The 18,138-nt window shown below is 69.5% G+C and carries 20 protein-coding genes and 2 pseudogenes; 9 read left to right on the top strand and 13 right to left on the bottom strand.

Annotated elements, in window-relative coordinates; genetic code table 11:
• Positions 1–280: 280 nt before the first annotated feature.
• Both OG819_RS58490 and OG819_RS58485 read right to left on the bottom strand, forming a co-directional pair.
• Positions 281–499: pseudogene (locus OG819_RS58490) on the bottom strand (TetR family transcriptional regulator); the annotation flags it as partial.
• Between the two features lie 163 nt (positions 500–662).
• Complete coding sequence (locus tag OG819_RS58485; RefSeq protein WP_266658424.1) at positions 663–1,001, bottom strand: transposase family protein; 339 nt, start codon at positions 999–1,001, stop codon at positions 663–665.
• Between the two features lie 168 nt (positions 1,002–1,169).
• On the opposite strand from OG819_RS58485, the gene OG819_RS58480 reads away from it, so the two are divergent.
• Positions 1,170–1,373, top strand: a complete 204-nt coding sequence (locus OG819_RS58480) for a hypothetical protein (protein WP_266658423.1) — start codon at positions 1,170–1,172, stop codon at positions 1,371–1,373.
• A gap of 461 nt (positions 1,374–1,834) precedes the next feature.
• Here OG819_RS58480 and OG819_RS58475 read toward each other — a convergent pair whose 3' ends face one another.
• Both OG819_RS58475 and OG819_RS58470 read right to left on the bottom strand, forming a co-directional pair.
• Positions 1,835–2,326, bottom strand: coding sequence for a flavin reductase family protein (locus OG819_RS58475; RefSeq protein WP_266658421.1), 492 nt, complete (start codon positions 2,324–2,326; stop codon positions 1,835–1,837).
• A 55-nt stretch (positions 2,327–2,381) separates the two neighbouring features.
• Positions 2,382–3,584 (bottom strand): acyl-CoA dehydrogenase family protein, encoded by a 1,203-nt coding sequence (locus OG819_RS58470; protein ID WP_266658420.1) that lies wholly within the window; start codon positions 3,582–3,584, stop codon positions 2,382–2,384.
• A 148-nt stretch (positions 3,585–3,732) separates the two neighbouring features.
• Here OG819_RS58470 and OG819_RS58465 point away from each other — a divergent pair, with 148 nt between their 5' ends.
• Both OG819_RS58465 and OG819_RS58460 read left to right on the top strand, forming a co-directional pair.
• On the top strand, positions 3,733–4,653 hold the full coding sequence (locus OG819_RS58465) for a LysR family transcriptional regulator (protein ID WP_266658419.1): 921 nt from the start codon (positions 3,733–3,735) through the stop codon (positions 4,651–4,653).
• Positions 4,654–4,801: 148 nt separating this feature from the next.
• Positions 4,802–4,993 (top strand): hypothetical protein, encoded by a 192-nt coding sequence (locus OG819_RS58460; RefSeq protein ID WP_266658417.1) that lies wholly within the window; start codon positions 4,802–4,804, stop codon positions 4,991–4,993.
• A gap of 20 nt (positions 4,994–5,013) precedes the next feature.
• Here OG819_RS58460 and OG819_RS58455 read toward each other — a convergent pair whose 3' ends face one another.
• Entirely contained in the window at positions 5,014–5,706 is a 693-nt protein-coding gene (locus OG819_RS58455; RefSeq protein ID WP_266658416.1) for a TetR/AcrR family transcriptional regulator, read from the bottom strand.
• Positions 5,707–5,855: 149 nt separating this feature from the next.
• Here OG819_RS58455 and OG819_RS58450 point away from each other — a divergent pair, with 149 nt between their 5' ends.
• Positions 5,856–6,527 carry an SDR family NAD(P)-dependent oxidoreductase gene (locus tag OG819_RS58450; RefSeq protein ID WP_266658415.1) on the top strand — a complete coding sequence of 224 codons (672 nt, stop codon included), beginning with the start codon at positions 5,856–5,858 and terminating at the stop codon, positions 6,525–6,527.
• Entirely contained in the window at positions 6,524–7,027 is a 504-nt protein-coding gene (locus OG819_RS58445; protein ID WP_266658414.1) for a hypothetical protein, read from the top strand. The genes OG819_RS58450 and OG819_RS58445 overlap by 4 nt, the downstream gene beginning before the upstream one ends.
• Before the next feature lie 111 nt (positions 7,028–7,138).
• Here the strand turns inward: OG819_RS58445 and OG819_RS58440 are convergent, their stop codons facing one another.
• From OG819_RS58440 to OG819_RS58420, 5 genes are all read right to left on the bottom strand, one after another.
• The gene (locus OG819_RS58440; protein ID WP_266658413.1) at positions 7,139–7,546 is read right to left on the bottom strand and encodes a hypothetical protein; all 408 of its coding nucleotides are present in this window, start codon (positions 7,544–7,546) and stop codon (positions 7,139–7,141) included.
• Positions 7,536–7,865 carry a hypothetical protein gene (locus tag OG819_RS58435; protein ID WP_266658412.1) on the bottom strand — a complete coding sequence of 110 codons (330 nt, stop codon included), beginning with the start codon at positions 7,863–7,865 and terminating at the stop codon, positions 7,536–7,538. Before OG819_RS58435 ends, OG819_RS58440 begins: the two co-directional genes overlap by 11 nt.
• A gap of 115 nt (positions 7,866–7,980) precedes the next feature.
• Complete coding sequence (locus OG819_RS58430) at positions 7,981–8,511, bottom strand: hypothetical protein (protein WP_266658411.1); 531 nt, start codon at positions 8,509–8,511, stop codon at positions 7,981–7,983.
• 519 nt (positions 8,512–9,030) lie between these two features.
• Positions 9,031–9,249, bottom strand: a complete 219-nt coding sequence (locus tag OG819_RS58425; RefSeq protein WP_266658409.1) for a hypothetical protein — start codon at positions 9,247–9,249, stop codon at positions 9,031–9,033.
• Positions 9,212–9,931, bottom strand: coding sequence for a hypothetical protein (locus tag OG819_RS58420; RefSeq protein WP_266658408.1), 720 nt, complete (start codon positions 9,929–9,931; stop codon positions 9,212–9,214). Before OG819_RS58420 ends, OG819_RS58425 begins: the two co-directional genes overlap by 38 nt.
• Before the next feature lie 165 nt (positions 9,932–10,096).
• Between OG819_RS58420 and OG819_RS58415 the strand changes: the two genes are divergently transcribed.
• Positions 10,097–11,395, top strand: coding sequence for an ISAs1 family transposase (locus tag OG819_RS58415; RefSeq protein WP_266650140.1), 1,299 nt, complete (start codon positions 10,097–10,099; stop codon positions 11,393–11,395).
• A 4-nt stretch (positions 11,396–11,399) separates the two neighbouring features.
• Here the strand turns inward: OG819_RS58415 and OG819_RS58410 are convergent, their stop codons facing one another.
• Positions 11,400–12,047, bottom strand: coding sequence for a DUF4158 domain-containing protein (locus tag OG819_RS58410; RefSeq protein WP_266658406.1), 648 nt, complete (start codon positions 12,045–12,047; stop codon positions 11,400–11,402).
• Positions 12,048–12,314: 267 nt separating this feature from the next.
• Between OG819_RS58410 and OG819_RS58405 the strand changes: the two genes are divergently transcribed.
• Complete coding sequence (locus OG819_RS58405; protein WP_266658404.1) at positions 12,315–12,632, top strand: IS3 family transposase; 318 nt, start codon at positions 12,315–12,317, stop codon at positions 12,630–12,632.
• A 47-nt stretch (positions 12,633–12,679) separates the two neighbouring features.
• Positions 12,680–12,874, top strand: a pseudogene (locus tag OG819_RS58400) (hypothetical protein); the annotation flags it as partial.
• On the opposite strand, the gene OG819_RS58395 reads toward OG819_RS58400, so the two are convergent.
• Positions 12,868–15,654, bottom strand: coding sequence for a protein kinase (locus OG819_RS58395; RefSeq protein ID WP_266658403.1), 2,787 nt, complete (start codon positions 15,652–15,654; stop codon positions 12,868–12,870). The pseudogene OG819_RS58400 and the gene OG819_RS58395 overlap by 7 nt on opposite strands.
• Positions 15,655–16,728: 1,074 nt before the next feature.
• Between OG819_RS58395 and OG819_RS58390 the strand changes: the two genes are divergently transcribed.
• Positions 16,729–17,562 carry an IS5 family transposase gene (locus OG819_RS58390; RefSeq protein ID WP_266658402.1) on the top strand — a complete coding sequence of 278 codons (834 nt, stop codon included), beginning with the start codon at positions 16,729–16,731 and terminating at the stop codon, positions 17,560–17,562.
• On the opposite strand, the gene OG819_RS58385 is transcribed toward OG819_RS58390, so the two are convergent.
• Positions 17,519–18,055: a hypothetical protein gene (locus tag OG819_RS58385; protein WP_266656980.1), complete on the bottom strand. Its 537-nt coding sequence runs from the start codon at positions 18,053–18,055 to the stop codon at positions 17,519–17,521. The genes OG819_RS58390 and OG819_RS58385 overlap by 44 nt on opposite strands.
• Between the last annotated feature and the right edge of the window lie 83 nt (positions 18,056–18,138).

The following is an 18,138-nucleotide window of genomic DNA, read 5'->3' as shown; positions in this document are numbered from 1 at the left end:
ATGCGGTGCCCGGCCCACACATCGGGACCGGACACCGCATGCCCATGCCCTGTGAGACCGCTTCCCAAGGGGCAAGCGGATCCTCGTGCGGGCGCGGACGCGGCACAGGACGGAGTGCGCGTCCCGCTGCGGGCACGGCCCGACCGGGTGCGGCCCTCACGAGCCGACGGTTGCCGATGCCCTCCCGACGGAGCGCCGGCATGCAGGAGTTGCGCAGTGCAGCGGCTGGAGGCGCTCGGCCTCGGCACAGGGGCCGACACCGGCCGGGCCGAGGGCGGGTTCAGTTCGGGTCTGTGCTGAGGTCGAGGGCCGGGGTGATCATCGCGAAAGCCTGGTCGACCAGCTCGTCCAAGGCCTTGGTGCCGTCGCTGTCCACCCAGCGGCGCAGGGCGGTCTGGAACGCGCTGAGGGCGACACCAGCGGCAAGTGCGGGGCTCAGGTCGGCGTCGGGCTCCACTCCGGCGCGTCGGGCGAGGATGTCGGCCATCTCGGCCTGCCACTGCGACTGCCGGCGCTGTCACGTTGTTGGGTGGGTAGGGCCTGACGGTGTGTCGAGGCATGAGCACTGTGCATCGTGAAGTTGCTGGTCACGGGTCTGGTGTGTGCGGGGTTCGGGATGCTCGTGCTGGTCGTGGGTGGATGCCTTCGGTGAAGATCGTCGGTCATCGGGAAGCTTCGCGGTTTGTGAGGACGAGCAGGGACCTGACCAGGGCGGTCGCCCACGTCGGGTCGATGCGGACCTTGCCGAGCACGCGCCAGTTCTTGAGGTGGGCGAAGCCGTGCTCCACCGGTGCCCGGACCGCTGCCAGTGCGGTGTTCGACAGCTTCTGGCCGCGGGTCAGGGGCCGGTTCCGGGCGGCCTTGTAGCCGGTGATCACCGCCGGGTCGGCGTCGGGACAATGATCGACGCCGCGATCGAGACGGCCGTGGCGGAGCTCACGCCCCTGCCGGGGTGCGTACCGGGCCACCGGCCGGGCCCGGCCGGCCACTACCGCCGTCACCGCCAGTCCCCGCCGCCATCGGCCAAGCCGCGCCCGCCGCACGACCGCAGCCACGCGCCCTGTCGGCCCGGGAGCGGGCCACCGTGCGATCGCCGCTCAACACCGGCGACTTCGCCGACACGGCCCCGGCATCGGGATACCACCAGCTGTTCGACCAAGGCGTGTTACGTGGCCGGCGTGTCCACCATGTACGGCGTCCTGCGCGAGCACGACGAGGTCCGTGAGCGTCGCCGCCACGCCGTCCACCCAGCGCACACCAAACCGGAACTGCCGGCCACCCGCCCGAACGAGATCCGGTCCCGGGACGTAGCGCGGCTGCGCGGACCGGGCAAACGGGTCTTCTGCCACCTGTACTCGATCATCGACATCTAGAGCCGCTGCACCGTCGTCCGGATGGTCGCCGTCCGCGCCGACGTCCTGACCGCCGTCTACCAGCGCACCCCTGAACGGTTCGTCAACAAGCACTCGCCACAAGACCAGGCTCGGCGGATTCCTGCGCGACGCGAGTAGTACGCCTTCGATTCCCGCGCCGGCCGGGTCACCGAAGTCCGCGACTACTACACCTTCACGCCGCTCCGCGCCGACGGCCGGTCCCAGGTCGAGCTCGAGAACTTCGACTGCGGCGCCTGCCGGGGCTACCGCCCGTCCTGCCCGGTGCATCGCCCGCATGCGGACGCCGAGTACGCCAGGAGCGGTGGTGCACAGGCCACCGGCTGCACAGTGACTCGCCGACAAAGCAGGCCGCTGCAGGAGCCGGCACCCGCGGTCGGCCGTTCTCGGGCCGAGGCCGCACACCTGGTGTCAGTGTGCGGCCCCTGGATGGTTGGCGGGACTCAGCCAGCCAGTGCGTGGAAGCCGCGTTGGAAGTAGACGGTCGCCGGGTCCTGTCCGAGTCGGACGTCGTGCACGCGTCCCACCAGGATGGTGTGGTCGCCGGAGACGTGACGGTCGTATGCGGAGACGTGCAGGCGCGCCGACGCGTCGGGTAGGTAGGGCACGCCCTCGGGGTCGAGGTGGAACTCGTCGCCGGCGAACTTGTCCGCGCCGCGGGTCGCGAACCGGCGGGCGAGCGGTTGGTGGCCGTCGTTGAGGATGTTGATGGTCCAGTGCGTGGAGCGCTCGAACACCGGGTGGCACTCGGCGGTCCGGGACAGGCACACCAGGACGAGCGGCGGTTCGGCCGAGACCGAGGAGAAGGCGCTCGCGGTGAACCCCCAGGGGCGTCCGTCCTCATCCACCGTGGTCACGATGGTGACGCCGCTGGGAAATGAGGCCATGGCCTCCCGGAAGCGTCCGGCGAGTTCGAGGTCGTCGGGTGCGGTCACGGGAGTTTCTCTTCTTGTACCGCGCTGGGCGAGGCGGTCATTGCCGGCGAGCCTGTCAGACACGGACGTAGACCTCCATGCCGGGGACTTCTCCGGCCAGGTGGTAGCCGCCGACGAAGTACTGTGCCGCATCGACCTTGGGGTCGTGCTGGGAGAAGGTGCGGATGTTGCGCCAGAAACGGTCGATGTTGTACTTGGCGGCGGCGCTGCGGGTCCCGGTGAGGTCGACGATCCCGGACGCGACCTCGACGGCGATGCTGGTCGCGGCGGTCTTGGCGGAGAGCGCGTCGATCATGAGCTGGGCGATCTCGGTTTTGTCGTCGGCGTTCTCCACGGCACGGACGAGTTCCATCAGCAGGGCTCGGGCCGCGTCCAGCTTGATGCGGAACTCGCCTATGCGTCGGCGGACGAACGGGTCGGTCTGGATCGAGTCGTAGATCTTCACGGTGGGAGTGGTGGAGGCCCTGACGTAGTCGATCGCCGCGTCCAGTGCCCCGTAGGCAGGGCCGAGAACGATGATCGCCTGGCCGGCCTGTGCCACGGGGAACAGCAGGGGGTCGCGCGTGGCCTGGACGGTGTACCAGCCGTCGGGGACGAAGACGTCGTCGTAGGTGATGCGCTGGCTCTGGGTGCCGCGCATGCCCATGACGTCCCAGTCGCCGTGGAGGCGCACGGCCAGGGTGTCGAGCGGGATCAGGGCGGTGACCAGGGACGTCGAGCCCTCCAGTTGGGCGGAGACGCTTGCGTAGCCCTCGGCCGCGCTGCCGCTGTTGCTGTTGAAGGACTTGGTGCCCTTGACCAGCACGCCGCCGTCGACCTTGCGCGCGGTGGTCGGGCCGGTGGCGACACCGGTCTCGGAGGCGGACGCGACGAAGCGGAACCTCCGGCCGGTGGCGATGTCATCTGCCACCTGACGCTTGGTCGCTTCGGGAAGATCGCTGCTGAAGAGCTCGGCCAGGACGACGGAGCCGACGACGGTGTTGAGCAGGACGGCGGCGTCTCCTCGACCGATAGACAGATAGATCTTGTACAGGGCCTCCAGGCCGAACGCGACGCTGCCGTCGCTGTACCCGCCGTATGCGGCCGGGACCTGCAGACGCCAGAAGCCGGCTTCATTGAGCAGCTTCATCGCCTCCGTCGGGTCCTCACTCAGGCTGTCCGAGCGGTTGCCGATTTCAGCCAGCCGGGGAACGAGTTCCGCAGCTTTGTCAATAAGCTCCTGAATTTCACTGTCCATGATTTTCGACTTCTGTCCCATGGCTTTCTCCTCAGAACGGCGGCACCGGGAAATTCCTCGTGTTGACCGCGCCATGAGCATCACGGTATGAGTGACTATCCATAGAAGCAAATAGTTCATTTGCTTACGTGCTATAGAATGCTTCTATGGGTCACGTGAGGAGAAACCGATGAACCTGCGCCAGTACGAATACGCCTTGGCCATGGCCGAAGAGGGCTCTGTCACTGCGGCCGCCGCCCGGCTCGGCGTCGCCCAGCCCACGGTCTCCCATCAGGTTGCGGCGCTGGAGAAGGATCTCGGCGTCCGCATCTTCACCCGGATCCCGCGCGGAGTCGCGGTGACCGTCGCCGGGCGGGCCTTCCTCAAAGAGGCCGAGATCGCCGTGAGCGCCGCCCGCCGAGCCCGCGCCGCGGCACGTGCCAGCGGAGGCGATCTGACGGGCGAAATCCTCGTGGTCGCCTCAACCGGCCTGGCGACCAACCAGCTTGCCGCCGCCCTGGGAGAGTTGCGGTGCATCCATCCGCGCCTTCATGTGACTCTCGTGGAAGAACCCACGCCGGTGGAGATGGAACACCTCGACCACCTGGGTACGGTCGATCTGGTGCTGTACCACCACCTCGCACCCGAGTGCGGCTACGACGTCCACGAACTGGGCGAGGAGCCGTATGCCGTGATCCTTCCTCCCCAACACCCCCTGCACCGGGCAGACTCCGTACGACTGGAGGACCTGGCCGGCGAGGGCTGGGTGCGGTTCACCCGTGGCGGCCTCCTGGACGAACAGATCGGCCAGGTTCTCAGGCGCGTCGGGATCACTCCCTCGACCGTGGCACGCGCCTCTCAGATCGCCACGGCGGTACAACTGGTCGCGCATGGCCTGGGTGTGACCATGGTCCCCGCCTCCACCGTCCCGCCCCCCTATACCCAGCTGGCCAGGCCGCTGGCCCCCGCCCTCTCCGAACGGGTCCTGGTCGGCGTGCGTCACGACCCGGGGCCAGCCGAAACCGCCCTGCTGGACCTCCTTCGCCAACAGGACTGGTCAACGCCCGCTACCTTCAGCAGCGCGCGGGCCCTTGCCGCCTCCTCGGCGTGACGCCGACCGGGCTTCCGTGCGCCGCTGAGGAGTATCGAGTGTCTTGTCGTAGCGGGTGGCCAGCCCCCGCCTTTCCTTGAACTAGTTGATGGCGCGCTCGACTGTGTTGCGGCTTTTGTAGAGCGTGGCGTCGTGGCTGCTTTACCTGATGCATGTCAGCAGCGAGGACCCGGATGTGGTCTGGCTGTGCGAATGCTTCGCCGACGAGGCGGTCTTCGAGCGCGCCGTGTCGCTGGTGCACGCGGAGGTCACCGAACGCCTCCACGAACTCTGCGTCGCAGGAACGGAGGCGTACCGGCTCGGCCTGGTCGCCAGGCAGGGGCTCCCCGCGGCGCCTTGAGACAACGCGCGTCCCGACGGTCAGGCGCCGCAGGCCCCGTTTCCGCCGAGGCTGATCATGGCGCGGTACAGCTGCTCCTCGGTGAGCGGCGGCGCCGGCAGCGGGTGGGCGCGGTCGGTTCGGAAGCCGTCGAGCAGAAGGTAAAGGTGGCGGCGCCAGGCGTCCGGGGCGATGGCGTGGGTGGCCTCGGTGACGCGGCTGTGCGACCAGATGACGAAGGCAAGGTCCTCGGGGGTGAGGTCGGGGCGCAGGCTGCCCTGCTCCTGCGCACGCTCGACGATGTGTACACCGAGTTCACGGATGCGGGTCTGGGTGCCCGCCAGGCAGGCGCTCTCCGGCAACCGCATGGAGGCAAGGTCGTTGAACCCCTGGTCCTGTGACTGGAGTTCGCACATGGTCTCCAGGAAGTGGCACAGCCCGGCCCAGGCGTCGTCCATGGTGACGGCCTTCTCGGCGGCCTCCCGCCAGACGGCCAGTTTCTCGGCGAAGGTCGCCTGCACCAGGTCCAGTCGGGTGGGGAAGTGCCGGTACAACGTGCCGATGGCCACCCCGGCCCGCTTGGCCACCTGCTCCAGGGGTGCCTCCATGCCCTGCTCGGCGAAGCAGGAGCGGGCCGCGGTGAGCAGGGCCTCGCGATTGCGCTGCGCGTCGCGCCGCAGGGGGCGGACAGGGGCCGGGTTCCCGGCGGAGGCGGACGGACGGTCAATGGCCATGTCACTCAGGCTACCAACCGGAGGGCGGCCTCATATTCTCTGCTACGATCCAAGAACATGAGGCCGCCCTCGACTTTCAGTCCTGACCGCTGACGTGGCGGGAAGTGCGCCTCATCCATTCAGGCCGTCCGACCACAGGAGCACCACCCATGCCCGTCATCGCTGTCATCGGGGCAGGCCCCGGCCTGGGCCTGTCCATCGCCCGCCGCTTCGGAAGGGAGGGTTTCCAGGTCGCCCTGGTCTCCCGGACCCAGGACAAGCTCGACGCGCTCGCCGCGCGGCTCTCCGAGGAGGGCATCGAGGCCGCGGGCTTCGCCGCGGACGTGACGCGTCCCGACTCGCTGCAGTCGGCGCTCGCCGCGGTCGCCGACCGGTTCGGGGCCGTCGACGTACTGGAGTACTCACCCGCCGACCCCACGTTCGCCGGCGCCGCCGCCGTCGACGCCACGACGCAGGACCTCCACAAGCAGCTCGACTACTACCTGTACGGAGCGGTCGCCGCGGTCCGTCAGGTGCTGCCCGCCATGCTCGAACGCGGCAGTGGCACCCTGCTGTTCTCCACGGGCGCCTCCTCCATCCGGCCGAGCGGCGGCGCGTTCGGCAGCATCGGCGTCGCGGCGGCCGCCCTGCGCAACTACGCCATGGCCCTGGGCATCGACCTCGCCGAGCGCGGAGTGCACACCGCGCACGTGGCCATCGGGGTATTCATCGGCAGCGGTCCCGGCACCGAGCCCGAGACCATCGCCGAGCACTACTGGGACGCCTACACCAAGCGCGACCAGGCCGAGATCGTCCACACCGCCCCCGGCGGCATCCGGTGAGCACCTCCGGCACACCCGCGGCGAACACGGCCAGACCACCCATGGTGAAGATCTTCCGAGCCGCCAACAAGGTCGTACGGCCGCTGCTCGCCTCCCGCTTCCACAAGCCGCTGAGCGGGCGCCTGATGCTGCTCACGTACAAGGGGCACCGGACGGGCCGCGAATTCACGGTCCCCATCGGCTACTTCGACTGGGATCCCGGCACCGTGCTCGCCATGTCCTCCCAGCTCGGCTGGATCCCCAGCATGCGTGAAGGGTCCGCCGTCCGGCTGCGCATCCGGGGCCAGGACCACGGCGCCGTCCCGACGGTCGTCGAGGACCCTGAGAAAGTCGCCGCCCTGCTGGGCGAGTTCGGCCGGCGCAAAGGACCCAAGGCCGCCAAGGGACTGATGCTCGGCCTCCCAGGCGACCGGCAGCCCACCGACGACGAGCTGCGCACAGCCGCCGCCAAGACCCGCTTCGTCTGCTTCCGGATGGAGCCCGAGCGGCCGGGCCAGTAGCACTCGACCGGCTGATGCGGTCGACAGAGTTCCCCATCCCAGACACGCATCGCAGTTCTTGTGACACGTACCAGGCTTGGGAAAGGGTCAGCGCCGCGACCGCCTCGCGCGTCAGGTGATGCTGGTGGGGAGGCTCCGGACGGGGCTGGGCTGGGTGCTGTTGTCGGTGCGCCGGTCCAGCTCGGTGCGGAGTTCGTGGATGACCTGGGCATAGACGGCGACGCGCTCGCGGAGCCGGCCGTTGTCTTCCCGCAGTGTGCGGGCGGCGGCTTCGGCGTCTACTACGCGGGCGTGCAGATGCTGGAACGCGGGCGGGATGCCGTTTGCCTCGGACTTTCGGCGGGTGAATTCTTCTTTCAGGTCGACGTGCTTGTGCGTGAGGACCCAGCGCTTGACGCCTGCCTCGGCGGCGAGTTGCAGCGTGGTGAGCGCCCCCGTGGACCGGGTTGGACGGCCGTCGAGCAGCCGCTGGATCGCTGCGGTGATGGCGTCGCGTTCGGCGTCGCGGTCAGTGGCCATCGTGGGGTTCTCCGGTGTGGTCGTGGGCGGTGACGATGCGTTCCAGGCGGTCGAGTTCGTGCTGTTCGCGGGCGTGGCGGAAGGCGGGAGCCAGCGGGTCGTCGACGAGCGGCCGTAGCCGTTCGATCTGGACGTGGACGTGTTCGATGTCGCGATCGGTCCGGGCGATGTTGACGCAGTTCGGGCGGCAGTCGTCGAGGTCGGGGGTGCGGCGGGTGCCGTCCTCCTCGCTGCGCAGGCGGCAGGCTGCCCTCTTGGGGTCCAGGACGCAGGTCATGCCCTTGCCGGGGAAGATCTGCAGGTCGGGGTTGGTGAGCATGGCGTTGGCGTGCCGTTTGGTACGCAGGACTCGGCCGCGAAGGGGTGCGTTTCTTCTGGAGGGACCTCGTCGGTGACCAGTACGGACGTGGTCGTTCCGGGAAGAACGACACGATCTACCGTGACGCGGTTTCCGGAGGGCCAACGCGTTGACCAGGTGTTTCTCGTCCCTCAAGAAGAAACGCACCCGCCGCGAAGCGCGTGGCGGCCTGGACGCGGTGCCGGTAGGTCTCGGCTGCTGGGCCGCTGACCTGCTCGCCTTCACGTAGGCGCTCGTGTGCGTCGGCGAGGGTGTCCAGTCGGGCCAGCCAGTCCTCGAACGCGAGGTCGTCGGGGAAGCCCGAGGCGTAGCTTCCGGCGTAGCCGAGGGTCATCTGGACGCGGAGATGTCCGTATTGGATGGCGGCGGCGACCAGACCTCGCGGTCGGCGGACGATGAACCAGGCCAGGGTGCGGCGCAGGCGCCCGGTGTAGATGACCGGGTGGACCGGGTCGGGCGGGATGTGGTCGCTGCGGCCGTGCTCGGTGCAGTAGGTCTCGACCCAGGCCAGGAACTCGGCGATGTCGTGGTTGATCCGGGTCTCCGACCGGGAGCCGCCGACGCGGCTGCGGAGGATGGTCGCGCTGTCGCGGCCGTCGGTGAACATCGTCGCCGGGAACAGCCAGGTGCTCGTGTGCAGCCGTTCCAGGACGGCGACGGCGGTAGCGACGGCCTCGGTGACGACCCACGGATCGGCCCGGATCTCGCGCGGGCGGCGGCCGGGTCGCGGAGCCGGTCACGAACGTCCTCGATGCGGTCAGCGGCAGGCGGGACGGGGGAGCCGTCCAAGCTGGTGGGCAGGTGCAGGTAGCCGAACGAGATCAGGCGGATCGGGTGCAAGGAGGTCTCCTGCTCGGGTGAAGGGTGGAAACGCGCAGAGCGCCGCGCCCGGCCGGGAAGGGCGGGGCGCGGCGCTTGGGGTGGTGCTACTGGGTGGTGTCAGTGACCGCGAGGAACACCGTGAACGCGGCCATGGACGCCGTACGGATGGCTCAGCGGGTCAGGTTGGCGAGGAAGGATTCGGCTGCCGACCACGGGGTCAGTTCGATGCCGAAGCCGCTGTGTGCATTGGGTCCTGGCCCTGCTCTCGTATAGCTACGGCCAGGTGGCGTGTAGCTCTGAGTAACTACACGCGGTCGCGCTGCTGAAGGGTGGCGAAGTCGGCGTGGGCCGCCTCGACGGCCTCGGGATACGCCTCGCGCTTGGCGTGCTCGGCCAGGGCCCGGTAGACGCTCGCCACCGAAGGGTTCTGTCCCTTGCGCTTGCCCGTGGGGATGATCAGGTCGGGCTGGATCTGCTCGACTGACTCACCGCGAGCCCTGCGGCGGAGGACGGTGTGCAGCATGTCGTCGGTGATGACCGACGGCCGGCCGCCGTACTTGCCCTTGCGGGCAGCGCTGGAGCAGGTCGATCGCGTCCATCACCGGCCGGTAGGCGGTGTTGTTGCACTTCAGCTCCAGCGCACCCAGCAGCGGCGACAGCATCCGGCGCCAGTGCGCCGAGTACGACGACCGCAGCACCGTGCGGACCCTCGCCTTGTAGCGGGCCTCGTTCGCCGCAGCCTCCGCGGCCAGAGCCTTCAGAGTCTTCTCCCCGCCGACCACCGGATAGATCACCCGCCGCACCGTGCCGGACGGCTCGGACAACGCCGCCTCCGCGACCCGCAGCAGCATCCCCTCCTTGCCCCGGACCTTCTTCAGCTCGGCGTTCAGCTCCTTGTCGACCTTCCGCTCCGCCCGGGTGTTGATCTTCAGCACCAACTGGATGAACAGGTCCACCAGCGAGTCGGTAATCTCCGTCTGCCGCACATGGCAAAGCGCGGCCAGCAGCGTCAGGCGCCGCGGCGGCTTCATCCGCTCCAGGTTCGCCGGGTACTCCTTCGACGCCCGCGCCCGCCACGCGTCCACCAGCTTCTCCGACACGTCCGCGAACAAGTCCGCGGGTAACTCCAGCCGCCGCACCCGCTTCAGCTTGTTCACCTCCGCCAGCAGGCTCTCCAGGCCCGGCGCCCCCGGGTCGGCCTTCAATTCGGCGAAGTGCGACCGCCCGCCGCCCCACGGCCCCGGCGTAGTTGATCTTTGATGGGTTTTGGGTCGTTTGCCCAGGGGGAGGGGTGCGAGTTGCCAGACGAGCGCGGCCTCTGATGATCTTTCAGGTTCCTACGCCAGAAGATCGTCTCAGGAGCCGCGCTCGTGTCCGCATCCTCCCTGATCAGCCCTGTCCTTGGCCAGCTCACCGATCTCGCGCTGTGGGAGGCCGAGCTCGCCGCCGACCCTGTGGCAGTGGAATCCGCGCTGGTCAGCAGGTTGCGGCAGGTCCCTGACCGGCGTGCGGAGCGTGGGCGGCGGCATCCCCTGGTGGTGATCCTGGTGCTGGCCGCGTGCGCGACGCTGGTGGTCGGTGGTGACTCCATGACCGCGATCTGGCAGTGGTCCGCCCGCGCCCCGCAGGTCAAACTGGCCCGCCTCGGCGCCCGGTACGACCCGCTGGCCGGCCAGTACCTTGTGCCCAGCGAGCGCACCTTCCGCCGCGTGCTCGCCGACCTGGATGCCGACGTGCTGGACGCGGCGACCTGCGCATACGTCACCGACGTCGCGACCGGAAAGGCACCGACGCCCGAGGTCCCGGACACCCCGGGGCCCATCGAGCGCGAACAGCGCCGCGCCGCCCAGCGGGCCGTGGAACACCCGGCGCCGGCCGGGCTGCTGCCCGCTGCGGCTCTCGACGGCAAGGCCCTGACCGGCGCCCGCACCGAATCGGGGCGGGTCTTCCTGGTCGGGGCGGTCGACCACGCCAGCGGCGCGGTCCTCGGCCAGAGGCAGGTTCCGGACAAGCGCGGCGAGGGCGAGGCGGCCCGCATGCTGCTGGCCCAACTCGCCTTGTCCGGCCGGGTGTTCACCCTGGACGCCCTGCACACCACGAAGAAGACCGCCCACCTGATCACGGACCGGCTCGACGCCCACTACGTCCTGATCCTGAAGGGGAACCAGCCGCTGGCCCGCGCCGCCGCCCAGGCGCTGCTGGCCGGTACCGACGCCGAGTGGACCGAGACCACCGAGGCCGAGGACGACCGTGGGCACGGGCGCACCGAGCGTCGCACGATCCGCACCGCCCAAGCCGACGACGCCCTCTTCCCCGGCGCGGGACAGGTCTTCCGCCTGCGCCGTGACACCGGCGGCCTCGACGGAACCTGGACCGGGAAGGAGATCGTCTTCGGCGTCACCAGCCTGCCCGCCCACCTCGCAGGCCCCGCTCACCTCAACCACTACGAGAGGGTCCACTGGTCCATAGAAAACAAGATCCACTGGGTGCGGGACGTCACCTTCCATGAGGACAACTCCCAGGTCAGGACCGGCACCGCACCCCGAGCACTGGCCAGCTTCCGCAACCTGGGCATCAGCACGCTCCGCCTGGCCGGACGAGCCAACATCGCCCACGCCCGCCGCGATCTCCTCAACCACAACGACGCCTTCGCCGTCTACGGCATCTGATCAACTACCACGAAGCCGGACACAACCGAACAACGCCGGGGCCGTGCCCGCCGCCCGACACCGAGCCATCACCGTCCGCTCCCTCGCCCGTCGCGTTCTCGCTGCCGGCGACCAGGTCCTCCAGGCGCGAGCGCGTCGCGTGCGAGATCCGTTCCACCCGGCTGCGGCAAAACTGTGCCTCGAAGTCCTTGACCGCCTTGCCCACCAGCCGCCCGACCTGCCCCGGGGCCGGCGGCTCGATGTGGTCGTTACGGCACCGGGCCACCACCGCCGCCAGCCGATCCCGCGACAGCTCCAACGGACAGAGTTCAGCAGCCAGCCACTCGGCCAGCCGCTCCTGGTCCTCCTCTGCGTTCGCCCTAAACCCGTACGCCTCCCGTATCTCTTTGCGGTGCCGCTTGATCCGGTCGCCCTGCCAGTCGTAGTCCGCCCACGCACCTGCGGGAACCTTCACCTGCTGGGCCACGTACTCCACCGCCGCTGCGGGCATCTCCTTGGCAGACTCCGGGAACCGGGCCTCCACCTCGAAAAACTTGAGCAACAACGCGAAGCCCAACCGGGTCGCCCCGGATTTGTTCCGGACCTTCTTCATGTCGTCTTCGAGCAGCGTCCAGACCTCGATCAGGTCTTCCGGCTCCCAGTCCTGCCGCACCACGTGCTCCCTCGCCCAACCAGTTGGATCACCACAGAGTGGCCAGGCGGAACCGGACCGGAGACCAGAAGAGCAGAACTGTTGCCAGATGATTACTCAGAGCTACACGCCACCTGGCCGTAGCTATACGAGAACAGGGCCTGGGAGACCTCCGCCCGCGCGGACGCCGACCTGGTCCTGACCACCCTCGAGTACGCTCTCGCGAGCCGGGAAGTCGAACCGGGCAAGCTGATCCACCATGCGGACCACGGCTGTCAATACACATCCGTGAAGCTCACAACCCGACTGCTACGAGCGGGAGTTGAAGCATCCATGGGCTCGATCGGGGACAGCTACGACAACGCTCTCGCGGAGAACCTGTGGATGATCATCAAGACGGAGTGCATCCGCGGTCGCGTCTTCGCCACCCGCGCCGAGGCGAACCTCGCTCTGTTCGAGTACATCGACGGCTTCTATAACTCCCGGCGCATCCAGAAGCGGCTCGGCTACCTCAGCCCGATCGAGTTCGAGGAGAAGCACTACGCCGACCAGGCAACGGCCGAACGAACGAACCTGAAACCCCGTCAACCCGCCCTGACCAGCTGATCAGCACCTCCCGCACGCCGGGGGAACCTCACGCAGCTACGCCACAGCAGCTGGTGCTGGCCGAGTGCCCGCCCGCGATCAGCCAGGACGCCGCCGACCTGTTCGCCCAGCTGGCAACCCTCGACTTCCCCGTCGACCACACCGCAGACCTCACCCTCATGCCCGCGGAGACGCCGCGTGATCAAGTGCCGCGCAAGAAGAACGAGTTGATCGACCAGGCCGTGGCACACGGCTCTCAGCCCGGCTGGGCGGACCTCAGCGCCGCCAGCAGCGTACGAGCGTCCCGGACCGTGGGATGGCCGTCACCGAGACGTACGGCGACCTCGTCCACGACGCGTTCGGCGTAAGCCGTTCCGCTTGTCCCGACGTAGCCGAGCATGGCGTGGGAGACCTTGAGGCGCAGGGCCAGGGGGTGGTCCTCGCCGAGCCGGGAGCGCGCCTCCGCGGCGAAGGCGCCGCATTCCCGGCGTACCTGGTCGGTCGACTTCGAGCCGCCTTCGCGTTCCCAGGCGAGGACTTGGGCTTCGAGGTCCCGGGCCGCGGTGTCGGGGGTGCGGGCCTCGGGTGGTGTGTCACTGGTGTCGCCGCCCGTCGCCGGCCGTGCGGCGACCGTGGTGTCGTCCGGCCCCTCGAGCCGAGTGTGGACGAGCGTCTCGAAGCGGCGGGTGGCCGGGAGAGCGGCGTGCTCGCGGATGAGGGTCGTTGCCTCGGCGGGCAGGGGCGGCGGGGCGCAGCGTTCCGCCTCCGGTCCGAGGGGTGCGCCCGCAGGGCTGGCCGCGAGGGCCGCGGCGACCTCGGCAGGGGTCGGCCGCCGGGCCGGATCGGCCTGCAGACACGACCGCACCACCTGCTCCAGTTCGGCGGGCAGACCCCCCAGGTCGGGCGTGCCGTCGCAGATGTTGCTCATCACGGCGAGAACCTTCCTGCCCCAGGGAAGGCGCCCCAGGGCGAGGCGGGCGAGGAGCGTGCCGAGGGAGAACACGTCGCTGGCCGGGGTGAACTGCTGGTGCTCCCGGATCTGTTCCGGCGAGGCGTAGGCGTACGTACCGGCGAACCCGCTCCGGGGCTCGGTCAGCCGCTCGATCTGCGCGATACCAAAGTCGATGACGCGGGGTCCGTCCTCGGTCAGCAGCACGTTCGCGGGTTTGAGGTCGAGATGCACGATGCCCTCGGCGTGAATGGCGCTGAGCGCGGAGGCAATGCCCGCACCGATGCCGCGGACGGTGGCGGTATCCAGGGCTCCGCACCGCTCGGCCACCTCCTGCAGCGAGGGCGCGGCCACGAACGGCACGGCCATCCAGGGGGTCTCGCCGCTGGTGTCGGCGGCGATCACGGGCACGGTGAACCGGCCGCTGACCCGCCGGGCCGCCTGCACCTCGTGCGTGAACCCATCCCGGATCGAGGAGTCGGCCGCGTACTCCGCGTGCAGGGTCTTGACCGCCACCATGACGCCGTCCGGATCCTGGCAGAGGTAGACGCGACCGAACCCGCCCTCCCCGACGCGCTCCAGGACCTCGTAGGGACCGAAGGCCGCCGGATCCTCCATCGTCCGCGCGGACGTGGCCCGCGCCACCTGCCGCCACTCCCCCAGGGCCTCGGCTTCGGCATGGACGTCCGTGGGACCACCCTGGGCACGCGCGGGGGCGGGTTCCGGCTCCGCCGGCTCGTCGTCCACCACGACGAGCGACACCGAATGGGCCGTGCCGTCCCGGAAGGAGTAAGCCTGCACGTTGACATTGCCGGCGCCCTCACTGGAGACGTAGACGCCGAGCAGCCCCAGCCGCTCACACAGAGCGATCTCCTCGGGTATCGGCCGGCGGTCCGCACGGGCGAAGTAGAAGGCGCGGGCCTCGCACCCCTGGTCGGCCACGTGCTGGATCACGGTGCGCCACTGCGTGACGCTGACCCGGTGCGGTCGCGTGTCATCGGTATCACCGCTGACCGGGAAGACCCGGGCGATATGCCGGGCGCGGGCTTCGCGTGCCAGCAACCCGAAGGCCGTGGCGGGTGCCGCCTCCACCTGCCTGGCGAGCAGGGTTCCCGCCGTGTCGCCGATGTGCAATTCCGTCGTCCCGGCTGCCCGAGCGAGTCCATCGCGTTGCTGGGACAGCGTGTCGTACTCGGGAGAACCCGGGCCCTCTCCCCGTAGCTCCATGCACGCGAGCACTTTCCCGAAACAGACAACGGCTTCGGCCAGGCCTTCTGGGTCATCCGTCTGCATGGCCACCTTCGCCTGCGACACCAGCGCGCCGAGCGTCCGGTCACTGCCCGCGCCGTACAACTCCTCACATTTCTCCGCTATTTGACCGTACATGCGGGCGGCCCTCCGCAGGTCACCGCTCCGCTCGATCTCCGCGGCCGCCGCGACGAGCCCCTCCAGGCTGTCGTGCCCCCGCTCATGACCGAAGGGCAGCCCGCCGGCGAGTTCGGCATAACGCTGTCGGGCGATACCGGTGAGCCGGTGCTGCGAACCGAGCTCACCCTCGGCGGTCTTCAGCATCCGGGTGAAGGTGCGCAGCGCGGCCGCGTTGTCGCCGGCTTGCTGCTGCCAGTGGCCCATGTCGCAGAGCAGGTTGAGCGCGGCCTCGGTACGGTCCTCCTGCTCGGCCGAGCGGTGCATCTCCTCGTAACGGCGTACGGCTTCCTCGGGCCGCCCTGCCCGGCCATGCCAGTGGGCGAGCTGGTGGCGGGCCAGGCCGGTGTCCTGATGCCGGGGCCCCTGGAGCCGCTCACGGTCGGAGAGGAGCTGCGCGAACAGCTGCACCGCGCCCTCCGGGTCGCCCGACTCCCCTGTCCAGTGGGCGAGTTGGTGCCGCAGGGCCAGGGTGTCGGGGTCGTCGGGCCCGGGCGCGGCCGTCGCACGAACGACCAGTTCGCGGTACCGCTTCACCGCCTTGCCGGGCCTGCCCTGCCGACCGTCCTGCTCGGCCGAGGCACTGCCCTCCCGCAACCGCGCGACCACCTCGGCCGCCGACTCACCGGACTCCGGAGTGCCGTTCCGTCGCTTGCCGATCCAACGCATACAGACCCCCGGAGCTGTCGATCGGCCGACATCCCGCCCTGCAGGCAGACCGGATGAAGAGCCCGTACACGGCAAAATACCGTTCCCACATAGTGAGCGGGAGTGGGTCGTAGATCCATTCCCGCTCACTGCGCCTGCCTCGAACGGTGTTGGGCGGGCTGGGTTGCCGCGTTCGCGTCCACGGCGGCAAGGCGGCGACACCACTCCCAGTGGTGGTCCGGTCCGGGGTGGGCGGTTTCCCTTACGCCCGGGGTCTCGAGGTGCGGTCCGATGCCCCACACGATGACTCCCTTCTTCTACCGCCACTGTGACCTGGTCGAACGCGTTCACGCCACCACCCTCGTGGGGAAGGGGGCGGTAGCTTGGGAGAGCCGCGCGCCGCTGTGCGCCGCGGTCGAGTCGCGAAGGGTTCCGGCGCGTTCGCCGACACGGGCGATGACGGCGCCGACGGACTCGGCTGCGGCCGCCGTCCAGGGTGCCAGCAGTCGGTTCGTTGGCGCTGTGTGCGGGTGCGGTCCTCTTTTGCGAAAAGGTCAGCGGATCACCGCTCGGATCCGCTCGAATATCGGCATGACGATGAGGGAGACTCCGCGCTCGGGGGCACGCAGCACGCAACTCCAGCGGATCGCCCGGCGGAGGGGGCAGTCGGCCACCGCCCGGCCGTGCGCTCCCTTGGGCTCATGGCAGCCAGGGCAGCGCCGCAGGGCGACCGAACGGCTGAGGGGCAACGCCCTGCCAGCGGCCCCCACTGGCAAGGCCGACGAGGACAGCAGGTGGTGGACGAGGCTTGAGGGGGCGGTAAGTGACATGCTGCCCGTTTCGCGCTTGCAGCGGGGGCTGTCGGGCTGGTGATGGCCTGGCGTGGACGACGCCGCCCGCGGCGGCGTGCAGGGCCAGACCTCTCCGGGTGGCTATGGCCGTGGCTGGGTGAGAAGCTGTTGTCTTTTCGATCTTGAGAGATGCGCTTCGAACGGGAGTCTCGATCGGGTGATTGCGGTCGGCGCCGGGCATGAGAGCAGGGCCTCTTGGTAGCTCAGAGGGTGTCTATGCCAACGAGCGATCCAGGAGGCCCTGTTGTCGCAGTTCTACGCGACCGCCGAGACGGAGTCCACCCCGGTCACCCTCGCGTGTGACTGTCTGGCTCACCGGTTCGGAAACGCCACCGACAACGGGATGCGCGAGCGCCGTTACCCGACCGACATGACCGACGGGGAGTGGGCCAAGGTCCGGCCGCTGCTGCCGGTGCCGGGCTGGATGCGCGGTCGCGGCGGGCAGCCGGAGGCGTACTGCCACCGGGCGATATTGGACGCGATCCGCTACCTCGTTGACAACGGAATCAAGTGGCGCGCCATGCCGGTGGACTTCCCGCCGTGGGACCGGGTGTACGCGTTCTTCCGCCGCTGGCGCGACCATGACCTGGTCAGGGAGTTCCACGACCGGCTGCGTGAGCGGGTCCGCGGGATGCTGGGCAAGGACACAGAGCCCACGGCCGGTGTGATCGACTCACAGTCGGTCAAGGCGGACGCCGTGGTGGGCTCAGACAGCCGCGGCTACGACGGCGGCAAACAGATCAACGGGCGCAAGCGGCATGTCGTGGTCGACACCCTCGGCCTGCTGCTGGGCGTGATGGTCACCGCTGCGGATGTCGGCGACCGTTCGGCCGCGCAGGTCCTGCTCGCCCGGGTGGCCAACGCGCACCACCGCCTCGCCCTCGTCTGGGCTGACGGCGGCTATACCGGCAGCCTCGTCGAGCACTGCCTGGCCGCGTTCGCGCTGGTGCTGGCGATCGTCAAGCGCAGCGACGACGTCAAGGGGTTCGTAGTCCTGCCCAAACGATGGATCGTCCTGTGGTCGATGACCATGGTCATGAGCCGCCGTCTGGCTGGGCCACACCGCGGGCGGGCGTGAACCGGCCCGGCGCCGGTTCAGCCAGCCAGCCACGCGCGACCAGACGTTTCGCCTTCGACCGCAGTGCCTCCACCCGTGCCGGCACCACGTCCATGCCGAACGCTGCGGCCATCTCCTGGCAGGTTACCGGCCCCTGCCCGAGCCGGACCCGGTCCGCCCCCAACTGCAGGATGCGCTGGTAGTCCACCGACAGTGCCGGCCAGGCCAGCCCCTCTCGCCATACCGGCACCTGCGACTTCGGCTTCGCCGCATCCCGGGGCGCCGACTGCGCGTCTGCATCCCTCGGATCCTCGGTGACCTCCGTGTCGGCGGTGCTGCCGCCGTCTGCAGCCAGCACCGTGTCGACCCGCTTGCGGGCGATCGCCCACTCCTGCCATTCCTGCTCGGCCGCGGCCAGTTCGGCCTGGATGCGGTCGGCCTCCTCCCGCAGCCCGTCGACTCGACGGCGAGCGGCGAGTTCGTGCTGTTCCAGCAGTCCGACGACTGACGGCATTCGCGACCTCCCGGGGAGCGATGACTCGACAGGCCACAACTCCCACGGAACCACCACTCATACGCCCAGCGAGTAGCCGGGAG

This window comes from Streptomyces sp. NBC_01549, assembly GCF_026339955.1.
Classification (GTDB): domain Bacteria; phylum Actinomycetota; class Actinomycetes; order Streptomycetales; family Streptomycetaceae; genus Streptomyces.
This window is presented reverse-complemented; position numbering and strand designations above follow the sequence as displayed.

Bases quoted from the DNA above. Each gene is read 5' to 3' on its own strand.
- OG819_RS58440 (WP_266658413.1), bottom strand. From the start codon at position 7,546: ATGGCCACTGACCGCGACGCCGAACGCGACGCCATCACCGCAGCGATC.
- OG819_RS58460 (WP_266658417.1), top strand. From the start codon at position 4,802: ATGCATGTCAGCAGCGAGGACCCGGATGTGGTCTGGCTGTGCGAATGC.
- OG819_RS58450 (WP_266658415.1), top strand. From the start codon at position 5,856: ATGCCCGTCATCGCTGTCATCGGGGCAGGCCCCGGCCTGGGCCTGTCC.
- OG819_RS58425 (WP_266658409.1), bottom strand. From the start codon at position 9,249: ATGCTGCACACCGTCCTCCGCCGCAGGGCTCGCGGTGAGTCAGTCGAG.
- OG819_RS58385 (WP_266656980.1), bottom strand. From the start codon at position 18,055: ATGCCGTCAGTCGTCGGACTGCTGGAACAGCACGAACTCGCCGCTCGC.
- OG819_RS58465 (WP_266658419.1), top strand. From the start codon at position 3,733: ATGAACCTGCGCCAGTACGAATACGCCTTGGCCATGGCCGAAGAGGGC.
- OG819_RS58435 (WP_266658412.1), bottom strand. From the start codon at position 7,865: ATGCTCACCAACCCCGACCTGCAGATCTTCCCCGGCAAGGGCATGACC.
- OG819_RS58395 (WP_266658403.1), bottom strand. From the start codon at position 15,654: ATGCGTTGGATCGGCAAGCGACGGAACGGCACTCCGGAGTCCGGTGAG.
- OG819_RS58430 (WP_266658411.1), bottom strand. From the start codon at position 8,511: ATGTTCACCGACGGCCGCGACAGCGCGACCATCCTCCGCAGCCGCGTC.
- OG819_RS58470 (WP_266658420.1), bottom strand. From the start codon at position 3,584: ATGGGACAGAAGTCGAAAATCATGGACAGTGAAATTCAGGAGCTTATT.
- OG819_RS58455 (WP_266658416.1), bottom strand. From the start codon at position 5,706: ATGGCCATTGACCGTCCGTCCGCCTCCGCCGGGAACCCGGCCCCTGTC.